This window comes from Bordetella tumulicola (assembly GCF_054779135.1).
The window spans coordinates 13,346-26,592 of sequence record NZ_BAAGYU010000014.1 but is presented as its reverse complement, the minus strand read 5'-3'; the positions used below and the strand labels follow the sequence as shown (position 1 = coordinate 26,592).

14 protein-coding genes are annotated in these 13,247 nt (G+C 60.8%); 5 read left to right on the top strand and 9 right to left on the bottom strand.

Annotated features, from left to right (window positions below; all coding sequences use genetic code 11):
* Positions 1–11 precede the first annotated feature (11 nt).
* From ACYVDM_RS25255 to ACYVDM_RS25230, 6 genes are all read right to left on the bottom strand, one after another.
* Entirely contained in the window at positions 12–482 is a 471-nt protein-coding gene (locus tag ACYVDM_RS25255) for a F0F1 ATP synthase subunit B (protein ID WP_415793036.1), read from the bottom strand.
* A 149-nt stretch (positions 483–631) separates the two neighbouring features.
* Positions 632–874, bottom strand: coding sequence for a F0F1 ATP synthase subunit C (gene atpE, locus ACYVDM_RS25250; RefSeq protein ID WP_003815363.1), 243 nt, complete (start codon positions 872–874; stop codon positions 632–634).
* 115 nt (positions 875–989) lie between these two features.
* Positions 990–1,871, bottom strand: coding sequence for a F0F1 ATP synthase subunit A (gene atpB, locus ACYVDM_RS25245; protein ID WP_415793037.1), 882 nt, complete (start codon positions 1,869–1,871; stop codon positions 990–992).
* Positions 1,872–1,939: 68 nt separating this feature from the next.
* Entirely contained in the window at positions 1,940–2,380 is a 441-nt protein-coding gene (locus ACYVDM_RS25240) for an ATP synthase subunit I (RefSeq protein WP_415793038.1), read from the bottom strand.
* A gap of 176 nt (positions 2,381–2,556) precedes the next feature.
* Entirely contained in the window at positions 2,557–4,125 is a 1,569-nt protein-coding gene (locus ACYVDM_RS25235) for a DUF1254 domain-containing protein (RefSeq protein ID WP_415793039.1), read from the bottom strand.
* A gap of 148 nt (positions 4,126–4,273) precedes the next feature.
* The gene (locus ACYVDM_RS25230) at positions 4,274–5,050 is read right to left on the bottom strand and encodes an enoyl-CoA hydratase (RefSeq protein ID WP_415793040.1); all 777 of its coding nucleotides are present in this window, start codon (positions 5,048–5,050) and stop codon (positions 4,274–4,276) included.
* A 45-nt stretch (positions 5,051–5,095) separates the two neighbouring features.
* Here ACYVDM_RS25230 and ACYVDM_RS25225 point away from each other — a divergent pair, with 45 nt between their 5' ends.
* The gene (locus ACYVDM_RS25225; RefSeq protein ID WP_415793041.1) at positions 5,096–6,862 is read left to right on the top strand and encodes a M61 family metallopeptidase; all 1,767 of its coding nucleotides are present in this window, start codon (positions 5,096–5,098) and stop codon (positions 6,860–6,862) included.
* 14 nt (positions 6,863–6,876) lie between these two features.
* Here the strand turns inward: ACYVDM_RS25225 and ACYVDM_RS25220 are convergent, their stop codons facing one another.
* Entirely contained in the window at positions 6,877–7,782 is a 906-nt protein-coding gene (locus tag ACYVDM_RS25220) for a LysR substrate-binding domain-containing protein (RefSeq protein ID WP_415793042.1), read from the bottom strand.
* 140 nt (positions 7,783–7,922) lie between these two features.
* On the opposite strand from ACYVDM_RS25220, the gene ACYVDM_RS25215 reads away from it, so the two are divergent.
* Together ACYVDM_RS25215 and ACYVDM_RS25210 are read left to right on the top strand one after the other, a co-directional pair.
* Complete coding sequence (locus ACYVDM_RS25215) at positions 7,923–8,882, top strand: Bug family tripartite tricarboxylate transporter substrate binding protein (RefSeq protein ID WP_415793043.1); 960 nt, start codon at positions 7,923–7,925, stop codon at positions 8,880–8,882.
* Between the two features lie 131 nt (positions 8,883–9,013).
* Positions 9,014–9,775: a maleate cis-trans isomerase family protein gene (locus tag ACYVDM_RS25210; RefSeq protein WP_415793044.1), complete on the top strand. Its 762-nt coding sequence runs from the start codon at positions 9,014–9,016 to the stop codon at positions 9,773–9,775.
* Between the two features lie 27 nt (positions 9,776–9,802).
* Here ACYVDM_RS25210 and ACYVDM_RS25205 read toward each other — a convergent pair whose 3' ends face one another.
* A complete protein-coding gene (locus ACYVDM_RS25205) occupies positions 9,803–10,705 on the bottom strand; it encodes an NAD(P)/FAD-dependent oxidoreductase (RefSeq protein ID WP_415793045.1) in 903 nt (300 codons plus the stop codon).
* Positions 10,706–10,816: 111 nt separating this feature from the next.
* Between ACYVDM_RS25205 and folB the strand changes: the two genes are divergently transcribed.
* A complete protein-coding gene (gene folB, locus ACYVDM_RS25200) occupies positions 10,817–11,176 on the top strand; it encodes a dihydroneopterin aldolase (protein ID WP_415793046.1) in 360 nt (119 codons plus the stop codon).
* 22 nt (positions 11,177–11,198) lie between these two features.
* The gene (gene ttcA, locus ACYVDM_RS25195; protein ID WP_415793047.1) at positions 11,199–12,170 is read left to right on the top strand and encodes a tRNA 2-thiocytidine(32) synthetase TtcA; all 972 of its coding nucleotides are present in this window, start codon (positions 11,199–11,201) and stop codon (positions 12,168–12,170) included.
* A 116-nt stretch (positions 12,171–12,286) separates the two neighbouring features.
* Here the strand turns inward: ttcA and ACYVDM_RS25190 are convergent, their stop codons facing one another.
* Positions 12,287–13,243, bottom strand: a complete 957-nt coding sequence (locus ACYVDM_RS25190; protein WP_415793138.1) for a D-2-hydroxyacid dehydrogenase family protein — start codon at positions 13,241–13,243, stop codon at positions 12,287–12,289.
* Positions 13,244–13,247: the final 4 nt, after the last annotated feature.

Here is a 13,247-nt window from a genome sequence, read left to right as displayed (position 1 = left end):
GCGTTCCCGGATTAAAGCTGCGCCTTGAGCTGGGTCAGCAGCTCGGCGTGGGCGCGGGCGTCAACCTCGCGCTTGAGGATCTGTTCAGCACCCTTGACTGCCAGCGCGGCGACATCATCGCGCAACTCGTCACGGGCACGCTGGACTTCCTGCGCGGCATCTTGCGCCGCCTGGGCGACAATGCGCGCGCGCTCAGCTTCAGCTTCGCGGCGGGCTTGCTCGATCAGGGAGGCGGCTTGTTTTTCGGCCTCGATGATGCGGGCATGGTTTTCGGACTTGGCAGAAGCCTCGATCAGACTGACGCGCGCTTGGGCTTGGGCCAAATCGGCCTTGCCCTTCTCGGCGGCGGCTAGGCCGTCGGCGATTTTTTGGCGGCGCTCGTCCATCGCCTTCGTCAGGGGGGGCCACACGAATTTCATCGTGAACCAACCCAGAACGAAGAACACGAGCATCTGGAAAAAGATCGTCGCGTTCAGATTCACGGTCGTTCCTTTAACACCTTGCGGCTCCGGGCGCACTGTTGGCGTCGCGGAGCACTCGATACTTTGCCGACCTGCAGCGGAGGGATTCCACTACCGCCGGCGTCAGGCCCGCATACCGTAGCAGCGGGCGTTGCCATGATTCGCGGGACTTAGCCGACGAACGGGTTGGCGAAAGCGAACAGCATGGCGATACCCACACCGATCAGGAACGCCGCGTCGATCAGGCCAGCCAACAGGAACATCTTGGTTTGCAGCGCGTTCATCAGTTCAGGCTGACGAGCCGAAGCTTCCAGGTATTTGCCGCCCATCAATGCGATGCCGATGCAAGCGCCGATAGCACCCAAACCGATGATAAGACCGCAAGCGAGAGCAACGAAAGCGACGTTGGTCATGACAACTCCTTGGTTAGAAATCTGAAGTCAAATTGTAAGAAAACGGATACTGCTTGAAATGCAAGAAGATCTTGCGCCCCGGCCCGGGCAAATCACCCGTGCCAGGAAAACGGGGTCAATGCCCTTCGTGTGCCTGGCCGAGGTAAACCAGCGTCAGCATCATGAAGATGAAGGCCTGCAACAACACGATCAGGATGTGGAAGATGGCCCACACCGAACCGGCCAGTATGTGACCAATACCAAAACCGATGCTGGCGGCGTTCAGACCGGTCCATGCACCGCCCAGCAAGGCGATCAACATGAATATCAGTTCGCCGGCGAACATGTTGCCGAACAACCGCATGCCCAGCGACACCGCTTTGGCGGCGTACTCGATCAGGTTGAGCAACAGGTTGGCAGGCGCCAGCAGGATCGCGCCGATACCATGCGCGTGAAAGGGCGCGGTGAAGAGTTCTTTGACGAAACCGCCTGGGTGCTTGATCTTGATGCCGTAGTAAAACATCAGCAGCAGCACGCCCGCCGCCATGCCCATGGGCACGTTGAGGTCGGCCGTGGGAAGCACGCGGTGGTAATACATCATATCGCCGTGGTGGGCGCCCAGGCCCGTCCAGCGCCAGATGGACGGCAACAGATCGACCGGCAGCAGGTCGAGCGCGTTCATCAGGATAATCCAGACAAATATGGTGAGTGCCAACGGCGCGATGAATTCACGGCTCTTGGCGTTGTGGACGATGCCCTTGGCTTGTTCGTCGACCATATCGACGATCATTTCAACAAAGGCCTGGAACCGGCCCGGCACACCCGCCGTCGCACGACGAGCAGCCATCCACAGGAAGAGAATAGTGCACAGGCCCATCATGATGGACCAGAACATCGAGTCATAGTTGATGACTTCGAATTGGGCAATGGCGGATTGTTTCTCGCCAATATTGTTCAGATGCACCAAGTGGTGCTGTATATACGCGGACTGAGGCGATATGTCGCTGGCGGCTGCCATTTGAACCCTACCCTGTTTGCTGTGTGACCGGGTCTTGCGAACCGATCGTTTGCATGATTTCTAAGCAACTACGACAACTTGCGGAACATCAACAGCAGGAGATAGCCCTTGAGCGTGAAGACCAGGCCCAGCAGCACCGCAGGCCACACGAGCCAGCCCTGTGCCACATGCGCCAGCAGCCACAACAGCAATGCCGTTATGAGCAGCTTGACCATCTCGCCGAGGAAAAACGCAACAGGGTTCGCCTGACCGGATTTGAGCACGCCGACAAGCAGACGCAACGCAAATAATGCGTTGGGTACGAAATACGCCCCTGCCCCCGCCAACGCTGACCAACCAGCCGCTGTCCCTGCAATGATCCCCGCAATTGCCGCTGCCGCGAGCCCCATGGCCCCCTGCGCTACCAATACCCTCAAGAGCCCCCGGCAGGCCTGAGCATTCAATGCCGCGCGATCGGCATCAGTAAGCACCGGATTTTCGTCTACCAGACTTCCCAGGCTTTGTTGCATCAGACTTCCCCGCTCTTGCAAGTATAGACGTGCGCGGTGGGTTCACCACACGTGTTATCCCGCAAGCGTCAAACCCGTAGAGTATAGCGGGTTTTTCCCTAGCCTAGCAAATCGAAAATCATCACAGAGCAAGTGGGTTCGACCACCGCCGTCGACAAACCGGCGGTGGCGAGGGGTTAGTCTCTTTCGACTGGGGGCGGCGCCCAGTCGCCGTCCAGCGCCAGGTCTTTCGGTGAATACAGACGCATATTCAGAGTGTAATTACCTTGGTTGGGAGTCGGCAGCCAGTTGGCGGTTTTGTTGGAGCCCGGATTGTCACGCTGGATGTAGATATCCAGCGAACCATCGGTGTTGTATTTCAGCGAATCGGTGCTGCGCAGCCCATACCGGCCCATGGCATTGGGGGCGAGGTTATTGTCGGCGTTATAGAGGGTCAGCGACCACGATGCGTTGACCGGTGGCAATTGCGCTTTATCGAAGTGCAAGACGTAGTCTTTGCCGCTATCCAGACGTCGGCCATCCTCATCAACCGCGGTCACCGGATAGATGGCTTCGTTTGGCGTGGTGGCTCCCAGGCCCGCATAGGCGATGGCGGCGCGACGCGTGTAGTCGGTGCCATAAGTACCAATACCGGACAGCACCGAACGCCACCCATTCATGGGCGTGCCCAAACGATGCACCGTGTCGGCAATGCGCCGCCCAGCGATGGGTCGGGCATCGGTCAATGCCTGCCGCACGGCTGGATCGAGCCGATCATAGAAAAAGGGCTGCGGCCCGACCAAACCGATGCGTCGCATCTGGTACAGAATGGCATTGTCGTTATCGTGGGGCGGATTAACCTGGAGCAACTCTGCAAACACGGAGAAGAACGTGGCGGGATCCATGGCCGCCACCTGCTGCCCCGGCGAGCCCTGCGTGTCCCAGGTGATGGACGAGCGATAGGGCATGGACGACGAGCCGCCCATCGTATTGGCCATTCCTGGGGCTTGCTGCTGCGGCCAGGTGGCGGGCTTGGCCGCGCCTCGGCGCGGCGGCGTCACTAAGGCCGGCGCGGGCGCGGGAGCCGTCATGGGCGAAGCCGTCATGCTGGCCTGAAAGGTGTTTACCGCCCCATACTCCGCCGCGCCGCCCGTCTGGATGCGCGCCAGCAACCATCCCACACCGGTGGGACTGCGCACGACGTCCGTTCCGTATGGCGCGTTACCTTGCCAGTTTGGACCCACAATCATGAAGGATTGCTCACCATTGCCGGTCACGCGCGTGCCGCGCGCGGCGTATTCGTCTGACCACATATCCAGCAACGACAGCGAATAGTATCGTCCGCCCGAAGCCGGCACCCGGACCAATAACGGCTGGCGGGACACGTCATACCAAAGGCTGGAATACAGCATATCCACGCTAGGCCAGCCGACATCCGTCGCGCCCGGCTCGGGAAAGACCGTGCGATGGCCGAATTGATTCATCGGCGCGCGACCCGCCAACGAGGTCTGCACCTGAGTCGACGCACGGCGCGTGGCCTCCATCAACACCATAGGATAGGCATAGAGATACGCATCAACCGCAATGTCTTGCAGCTCCACTGCCGAAATGGCAGGGCCGGCGACTGCGGTCGGTGATTGAGACACCATTCGCAATGAGGATTGCGGAGACTGAGCCAGCGCAGCGCAGGCGAAACCGGCGCTCAACGCACCGGCCAATATGGCTTTGGACCAATACTTGGGCAGGGAAACGAAATGATCAGGCATGGGAGGGCTCCTTGTTCGTTCTTGGAAAACGAGCCGGTCACCCTCGGCAGAGGATGACCTCTTCGGCGTCACGCCTCAACAGGATAGGCCCGGACACCGCAACTATGTGCAACACAAGCGTTACAGGCCGCAACCGCGTCCTGCATGATCAACGATGCTTAAAGGCCGGCGGGCGTTTTTCCACGAAAGCAACCATGCCCTCTTTCTGGTCTTCGGTGCCAAACAGCGAATGGAACACGCGACGCTCGAACAAGAGGCCCTCGTTCAATGAAGATTCGAATGCACGGTTCACGCATTCTTTGGCCATCATCACCGAAGGCAGCGACATGGACGCGATCACCGTCGCCGCCTCAATGGCCTCGTCCAGCAGTTTGTCTGCGGGTACGACACGAGACACCAGCCCGGCGCGCTCGGCCTCCTCGGCGCCCATCATGCGGGCGGTCAGCGCCAGATCCATGGCCTTGGCCTTGCCCACGGCACGCGGCAGGCGTTGCGTCCCGCCGGCGCCAGGAATGACGCCCAGTTTGATTTCCGGCTGACCGAATTTGGCCGTATCGGCCGCAATCAGGATGTCGCACATCATGGCCAACTCGCAGCCGCCGCCCAGGGCATAGCCCGAGACCGCGGCAATGACGGGCTTGCGGATGCGTTTGAGGGTTTCCCAGTTGCGCGTGATGTAGTCGCTGCGGTAGACATCCATATACGACCAGTCTTTCATGGCGCCGATGTCCGCCCCCGCGGCAAACGCCTTTTCGCTGCCGGTGATCACGATCGCGCCGATGCCCTCATCGGCCTCGAAGGCCAACAGGGCCGCGCCCAACTCATCCATCAGTTGATCATTGAGCGCGTTGAGCGCCTTGGGACGGTTCAACGTCAACAACCCGACCCGGCCACGGGTCTCCACCAATACAAACGACTCGCTCATGGAATGTCTCCTGGATAAATGAACGTAGACAAGTAAGATAACGCAATGGACACACCCGTAATTTACCGCCTGGAACCTCACGACCCGGCCGGCCATCGCTACCGGATTACCCTGACGATACCGGAACCCGACCCGGCAGGTCAGCGACTCACCCTGCCAGCCTGGATTCCGGGCAGCTATTTGATCCGCGATTTCTCGCGCCAGATCGAAACCCTGCACGCCCGCGCGGGCGGCCGATCCGTAGCTGTTGCCAAACTCGACAACCATACGTGGCAAGCCGCGCCGTGCGCGGGGCCCCTGCAGGTGGACTACACCGTTTATGCCTGGGACTTGTCGGTGCGTGGCGCCCATGTGGACGAAACCCATGGCTTTTTCAACGGCACCAGCGTTTTCTTGCGTGTGCAAGGCCAGGATCACCTGCCCTGCTTGTTGGATCTGGTACCGCCGCGCGGCATCCCCAACTGGAAGGTCTACACCAGCCTGCCCGAAGCGCGCGGCCATGCCGGCGCGGCGCGACGCCACGGTTTCGGCCTGTACCGCGCGCCCGATTACGACGCATTGATCGACCATCCCGTCGAAATGGGCACCCCTCAGGTGGCCCGTTTCACGGCTCATGGCGCCGAACACGAACTCGTCTTTACCGGCGTGATCCCGAAGCTGGATCTGGCGCGCATCACGGAAGACGCGCGCCGTATTTGCGAGGCGCAGATTGCGTTTTTCGAACCCCGCGGCAAACGCGCTCCGTTTCTGGACAGCAGCGATCGCTACGTGTTCATGACGATGGTGGTGGGCGATGGTTATGGCGGTCTGGAACACCGCGCCAGCACGGCCCTGATGGCCTCGCGCAAGGATCTACCCGTGCTCGGCCAACAAGGCCAGGGCGAGGGTTATCGCACGTTCCTGGGGCTGGTCAGCCACGAGTATTTTCATACCTGGAACGTCAAGCGGATCAAACCCGCCGCCTTTGCGCCCTACGACTTGCAAGAGCCCGGATTGACCCGGTTGCTCTGGGTATTCGAGGGATTCACGTCGTACTACGACGACCTGATGCTGCTGCGCTCGGGCGTCATCGAACGCCCCGCGTATCTGCGTCTGCTGGCCAAAACCATCACCGGCGTCGCCCGATCGCCTGGACGACACAAGCAATCGGTTGCTGAGAGTTCCTTCGATGCCTGGACCCGCTATTACAAGCAGGATGAAAACTCAGTCAATGCGCTGGTCAGCTACTACACCAAAGGCTCACTGGTGGCGCTGGGGCTTGACCTGCTGATCCGACGCGACAGCGCGGGCACGCGCTCGCTGGACGACGTGATGCGACTGCTATGGCAGCGTTATGGCCGTGCGTTTTACCAGGGCAAACCCCACGGCATGGCCGAAGACGAATTACCCGCACTCATTCGTGAAGCCACGGGCGTGGACACACGCCGCTTTATTGCGCGCTATGCCTACGGCACCGCCGACGTACCGCTGGCAGAGCTACTCGAACCGCATGGCATTGCACTGAGCTGGAAAGCGGCGCTCAATATCCCGTCGCTGGACGTACGCACGCGCAAGCAAGGCGACACACTGGCGCTCGCGTCGGTGTTCGAGGGCGGCGCGGGCCACAAGGGTGGCCTGTCGGCAGGCGATGTCCTGGTCGCGATCGACGGTTTGCGCGTCGATGCGCCCTCGGGCCTGGAGGAACTGCTGTCTCAGTACCGGTCAGGAGAACGCATCACCGTTCATGTATTTCGGCGAGATGAATTGCGGGCTTTCCAGGTCAGGCTATCGGCGCCCCCGCCGCTGGACTGTGTCTTGACGGCGGCAGGTTAAGCCACCGTTCGCGCTCAATCCCCGGCGGGTGACTGACCCTGCTCTTGGCCGATTTCCAGCGCAGCGCGCAAGAATGAATCCAACGCCCGTCGACTATTCTGACGATGGGTGACCGCATACACCATGCCATCACCTACCTTCACGGACAAGGGGCGCACGGCAATGCGCTCGCCCACATATCGACACGCCGAACGCGGGATCAACGCCACGCCCAAACCCGCCTCGACGAGCGCCACTTGTGCAGGTACCTCGGCAACGGTCTGCACAATCTTGAGTGCCACGCCTGCCTGCGCGCACGCCTGACCCAACGCCCGGGCGAATCCGGATGTTTCCTGGCGCAACACCACAAACGCCTCATCCATCAGATCCTGCAGCGCCAGGCGTTTACGGTCGGTCAGAGCGTGATCCCGCGGTAGCGCCACGACCACCGGATCGGGCCACAAGGGCATGGATTGCAGCACGTCATCATCGACTTTCGTCCGCGAAATGCTGACGTCCAGCCGGTGACCACGCAGGGCCTCAAGTTGCGCGGCCGGATTCATCTCATTCAACAACACCGACACCTGCGGATATCGTTTCGTATAGCGCGCAATCAGCGTGGGCACAGGTCCCAGGAAATGCGAGCCTGACAGGCCGATCTCGATGCGGCCCGCCGCCCCCTGATCCACATCGCGCACGCGTAGCGTGGCATCGGACAGGCGACCGAGCGTCAGCCGAACGTCATTCAAAAAGGCTTCTCCCGCCTCGGTCAAGGCGACCCGCCGGTTGTTGCGGTCAAACAAGCGGACACCCAATTCCCGCTCCAGTTGCGCAATCTGCAGGCTCAAGGGAGGCTGGGATATATGCAGACGCGCCGCCGCCCGAGTGAAGTTCAACTCTTCGGCCAGAACGGCAAAGTAACGGAGTTGGCGCAGTTCCATCAGATCAGTAATCGCGGTGAGTTATTTGCCAAAGCTATCAAACAAGATAAAAACTATATTGGAAAGTATCGTTTGGTGCGAGCAGAATAGCTTTTTACCCTTAAGCGCAAAGACGCAGGGTATGTTCCCAGGAGACACTGATGCACAAATTGCTCGCTGCCACACTTATTGCGGCGACAGCCTGCGCCGCGCACGCCGCCGACGAATTTCCCAGTCGTACAGTCACTCTGGTCGTCCCCAATCCGCCCGGCGGCCTGGTTGATACATCAGCCCGTATCATTGCCGAGCCCCTGGCCGGCGCCTTGGGCAAAACTGTCGTCGTGGAGAACAAAGATGGCGGCAGCGGCAATATCGCCTATCAGGCCGTTGCTCGGTCGCAGCCCGACGGCTACACGTTGCTTGTCTCGTATTCTGCGTACCACGTGGGCAACCCTAACTTGAGCAAGAACCTACCGTGGGCGCCCAAAGATTTTGTGCCGGTCGGCCTTGTCACGATATCCAGCAATGTGATTGCGGTGCATCCTTCCGTCAAAGCCACCAACCTGACGGACTTCATCGCCGAGACCAAGCAGTCCCCGGGCAGCATCAACTACGCATCGCAAGGAGTGGGCTCGCTATCTCATCTAGGCACCGAAGTCTTCAAACAACAAACAGGAGCCGACATGACCCACGTGCCTTACAGAGGTTCGGGTGCGGCCATCAAAGACGTGCTTGCCGGCAATGTACAAGTGTTCATTACCACACCGCCGTCTGTCATGGGCCACGTACAGACTGGCAAACTGCGCGCGCTGGCTGTGACCAGCACCAAGCGTCACCCCATGCTGCCTGACGTACCCACCACCGCAGAAGCAGGCTTGCCTGGCTACGAGCTTGAATCCTGGGTCGGGCTGTTTGCTCCGGCAGGTACACCACAAGCCGTCCTCGACAAACTGGCTGACAGCGTCGAGGCCGCGCTCAAGCAGCCGTCGACCGTGCAAAACGCCCAAGCCGCAGGCATCGAAGCCCGATTCGAAGGCCCTGCCGCATTGCAAGAACGTGTCGATACCGAATTGGCCTACTGGAAACGTACCGTAGAAGATGCGGGCATCACGACGGAATGATCAGCCAATCGGAAGAATCGCCCCCTATCACCACATTGGGCCCACTGGTCGTTGCCTAAATAGGCATCCCGATAACCTGCCCTGCCAGGAGGCTTGGGCCTTGCCCCCACTTTTTTTTGAGGAATTTCCCTATGACTTCGTCCCCCCGCACGATACGCATCGGCCAGATCGTTCCGAGCTCCAATACGACCATGGAGACGGAAATCCCCGCCATGCTGCGGCGGCGCGAGGCCTTCTCCCCCGAACGCTACACGTTCCACTCCAGCCGTATGCGCATGAAACAAGTCACCGCCGCCGAGCTGGCGTCGATGGACAGTGAATCGGATCGCTGCGCGCAGGAGCTCTCGGATGCTCGCGTGGATGTGCTCGGCTACGCCTGCCTGGTTGCCATCATGAGCCAGGGGCTGGGCTATCACCGCGTATCCCAAGAGCGTCTGCATCAAGCCACGGTCGACAATGGCGGGCCCGCCCCCGTCATCTCCAGCGCAGGCGCGCTGGTCGAGGGCCTGCACGCAATCGGCGCGCGCAAGGTCGCGATCCTGACGCCCTACATGAAGCCGTTGACGAAACTGGTGGTGGACTACATCGAACACGAAGGGATCGATGTACACGACAGCGTGTCGCTGGAAATCGCCGATAACCTCAAGGTGGGCGCGCAAAACCCTCTGGCGCCGGCCGAGCACGTCGGCCGCCTGGACACGCGCGGCGTGGATGCGGTGGTCTTGTCGGCCTGCGTGCAGATGCCTTCCCTGGCATCGATCCAGCCGGTGCAGGATCGCCTCGGGCTGCCGGTCGTGACGGCCGCCGCCGCGACCGTGTACCGCATGCTGCAAGTCCTGAACCTGGAAACTCGCGTCCCGGACGCCGGTGAACTACTGACGGGCAAATACTAGCCTGCCCGCGAAACACCCAACGTTGCATTACAACGCGGCGTCGCGCTCCCGACGCCGCTGAATCGCCTTGGCGGCCACCACGCCGTCGGCCATCGACGTCACTACGCAGGGATGCATACGATTGGCAACCTCGCCAATGGCGTAGGCGTCCCGCGCACTGGTTTCGGCAGTCGCGTGATCGGTGTGAATATAGCCACGCTCGCCGCGCAGCAGCGCCAGACTATCCGCGAACGCCGCCTGTGGCTCCCAGCCATAAAACACCAGGATCAGATCGTAGGCGCGCCCATCTACCGTGCGCGCGACCGGGTCCACCTGATACGGCCCAACGTGGACGTTTTCACTGCCGGCACGAGTCACCCATTGCTGCTGTGCACGCACGCTGCGGGCATACAAGTGCACGTCACGGGCGCCGCGATTGCGCACATAAACAAAGTTCTCGTAGGCGTTGTCTCCTCCGCCAAGCACGGCCACCGTCAGACCGGCATAGTCTTGTGCCATGATGGATGAGCCCGGACCGATAAAGACGCCCGGCCACGCCGCACCCGCCGGATGCCCCGGCAAACCGCGCGCACGTACACCCGAGGCGATCACCAAGGTCCGGCCCGATACGGTGTTGTCGGCACCATCGGCCTGTCGGATATCGACGTGAAACCCGTCGGCGATCCGTCGAACTTGCTGCGCGCGGGCGCCCAAATGCACCGGCACTTTGGCCGCCTGCACGCTCTGAGCGATATTGGCCGCGACCTGCTGGCCCGTTACCCCGGGTAAAGCCGCGATCCAATCATCGACAAACGGATTGTCATTGCCCAGCCCACCCAAGCGATCACTGCCCTCGATCAGCAATGGCACCAAACCCAATCGCGCCAACCAGATAGCGCAAGAAGCGCCGGCCGGGCCGCCACCCACAATGACCGCGTCGTAGTGCTGCATGTCCGATATATTCCGTGTATAGCCATCGCGCGCCCGAACGACGCACAGGCAAATTGTAGCCAGAGGCGCGTCCCGCCTTACAATTCCGGTTCTCTTTCCCAGGTAGACACCATGCCTACACGTCGCATTTTCCTTTCCGGGCTGGCCCTGGATGCCCGCATCGGCATTCTGGAGCATGAGCGCCGGGCTACCCAGCCTCTACACGTCGACGCTGAGTTCGATGTCGATATCACCCGCGATGTCGACGACCAGGACATCCACAGCGTACTGGACTACCGTCGCCTGCGCGAAGCCATCGTCGAAGAATGCACCCAGGCACATGTGAACCTGATCGAAACCCTGGCCGAACAACTCGCTGAGCGCCTGCTGCGCGACTTTGCCGAAGTGCGAGCATTGCGGTTGCGCATCAGCAAGCCCATGGCATTCTCGGACTGCGCGTCAGTCGGTGTCGAAATCCAGATCAATCGTTAGTTGCCGCAACGGCGAAACTCCTATGCAAGCTCTCTCCGACACCTCCGTGGTCATACGTACCCGCGCAGAAGAAAAAATCCGCCACGAAGGCAACAAACTGACCAAGCGCCTGGCGCGCGAAACGACACGCGCCCTCAGCGACTACAACATGATCGAGGCCGGCGATCGCGTCATGGTGTGCCTGTCGGGCGGCAAGGACTCCTATGCGATGCTGGACATCTTGCTCAGCCTGCGCAAACGCGCCCCCTTTCCGTTCGATATCGTGGCCGTCAATCTGGATCAAAAACAACCGGGCTTTCCGCCCGATGTGCTGCCGACCTACTTGACCTCGCTGGGCGTTCCCTTTCATATCGAAACGCAAGACACTTATTCGATCGTGACCCGGGTCATCCCCGAGGGCAAGACGATGTGCTCGCTGTGCTCCCGCCTGCGACGGGGGATCCTGTATCGCGTCGCCGATGAGTTGGGCGCCACCAAAATCGCGCTGGGCCATCATCGCGATGACATCCTGGCCACATTTTTCCTGAACTTGTTCTATGGCGGAAAAGCCAAGGCCATGCCGCCCAAACTCGTCTCGGACGACGGCCGCCATACGGTCATTCGCCCGCTGGCCTATGTCCCGGAAAGCGATCTGATCGCGTATGCCAAGCTCAAGCAATTCCCGATCATTCCATGCAATCTGTGCGGCTCGCAGGAAAACCTCAAGCGTCAGGAAGTCGGTCGCATGATCCGCGACTGGGATCGCCAGCATCCCGGCCGGTCCTGGAATGTATTCAATGCCCTCTCAAACGTCGTACCATCGCACCTGATGGATCGCGAACTGTTTGATTTTGTGGGATTAAGGCCCACCGGCATCGCGGATGCCAACGGCGATACCGCATTTGATCCTGTCGATCCTGTTGACCCGCTCAATACCGCAGCAACGACCGATCAGGGCTGTGGTGACGAGGGCGCCGACATGACGGAACAAAAAATCATGTTCATGCGACCGTGATCATTGAATCCACCGCACACAGGTCATCAGGCACATGATGCGTGCATCATCCCCGCATGCATCACACCGGCGACCGCGTCTCGCGGCACGCCGGTGCTCACCACATGACAGCACACTCAGGCGTTCAGCACGCGCACAGGCTTGCCCGCCAGCCAAGCCTGCACGGCATTGACGGCATTGCCATAAAACGCGGTGAAATTCTCGGCGCTGACATAGCCCAAATGCGGCGTCAGCACCACATTGTCCAGCACGCGCAGCGCATCGGTGGGTGGCAAGGGCTCTTCGTCGAACACATCCAGCCCCGCCCCGGCGATGCGCCCCTTGCGCAGGGCATCCAGCAAGGCCTCCTGGTCCACCAGCCCTGCCCGAGAAGTGTTCACTAGAAATGCCGACGGTTTCATGGCGGCCAGCGCATCCGCGTCCACCACGTGACGCGTGCGATCGCTCAAAATCAAATGCACACTCACCACATCAGCATCGGCAAACAACGCATCCTTGGGCACGTACGTGACGCCCGCCTCTTCAGCCCGCTCGGGCGTCAGGTTGGGACTCCAGGCTTGCACTGTCATGCCGAACGCCTTGCCTACCTGCGCCACGGCAGTGCCGAGCTTGCCCAGCCCTACGACACCCAGGCACTTGCCCGCCAACGGCCGGGGCATTCCGGTCTGCCAGAGACCACGACGCATGTTGGCGTCCTCGGTGGTCAGGTTCTTGAACAGGGCCAGGATATGGGCCCAGGCCAACTCCGCCGTCGCGGTATTCGCGTCGGCACCACCCGGTGCACCACACACCACGACACCGCGTCGTGTGCAGGCGTCCATATCGATAGCCAGATTGCGCATCCCCGTGGTAACCAATAATCGCAGCTTGGGTAACGACTCGATCAGCGTCGCCGGAAACGGCGTGCGCTCTCGCATGGCCACGATCACATCAAAAGGCTGCAAGGCCTCAGCCCGCTCGGCCTCGGGCAGGTAATCACGAAACGTCTGTACCCGCACCTGCGGCCCCAGCGTCGTCCAATCGGCGTAACGCTCGGCCACGTCATGATAGTCATCGAGTAACGCAATGCTGATCGTA

Bases quoted from the DNA above. Each gene is read 5' to 3' on its own strand.
- atpE (WP_003815363.1), bottom strand. From the start codon at position 874: ATGACCAACGTCGCTTTCGTTGCTCTCGCTTGCGGTCTTATCATCGGT.
- atpB (WP_415793037.1), bottom strand. From the start codon at position 1,871: ATGGCAGCCGCCAGCGACATATCGCCTCAGTCCGCGTATATACAGCAC.
- ACYVDM_RS25240 (WP_415793038.1), bottom strand. From the start codon at position 2,380: ATGCAACAAAGCCTGGGAAGTCTGGTAGACGAAAATCCGGTGCTTACT.
- ACYVDM_RS25235 (WP_415793039.1), bottom strand. From the start codon at position 4,125: ATGCCTGATCATTTCGTTTCCCTGCCCAAGTATTGGTCCAAAGCCATA.
- ACYVDM_RS25230 (WP_415793040.1), bottom strand. From the start codon at position 5,050: ATGAGCGAGTCGTTTGTATTGGTGGAGACCCGTGGCCGGGTCGGGTTG.
- ACYVDM_RS25225 (WP_415793041.1), top strand. From the start codon at position 5,096: ATGGACACACCCGTAATTTACCGCCTGGAACCTCACGACCCGGCCGGC.
- ACYVDM_RS25220 (WP_415793042.1), bottom strand. From the start codon at position 7,782: ATGGAACTGCGCCAACTCCGTTACTTTGCCGTTCTGGCCGAAGAGTTG.
- ACYVDM_RS25215 (WP_415793043.1), top strand. From the start codon at position 7,923: ATGCACAAATTGCTCGCTGCCACACTTATTGCGGCGACAGCCTGCGCC.
- ACYVDM_RS25210 (WP_415793044.1), top strand. From the start codon at position 9,014: ATGACTTCGTCCCCCCGCACGATACGCATCGGCCAGATCGTTCCGAGC.
- ACYVDM_RS25205 (WP_415793045.1), bottom strand. From the start codon at position 10,705: ATGCAGCACTACGACGCGGTCATTGTGGGTGGCGGCCCGGCCGGCGCT.
- folB (WP_415793046.1), top strand. From the start codon at position 10,817: ATGCCTACACGTCGCATTTTCCTTTCCGGGCTGGCCCTGGATGCCCGC.
- ttcA (WP_415793047.1), top strand. From the start codon at position 11,199: ATGCAAGCTCTCTCCGACACCTCCGTGGTCATACGTACCCGCGCAGAA.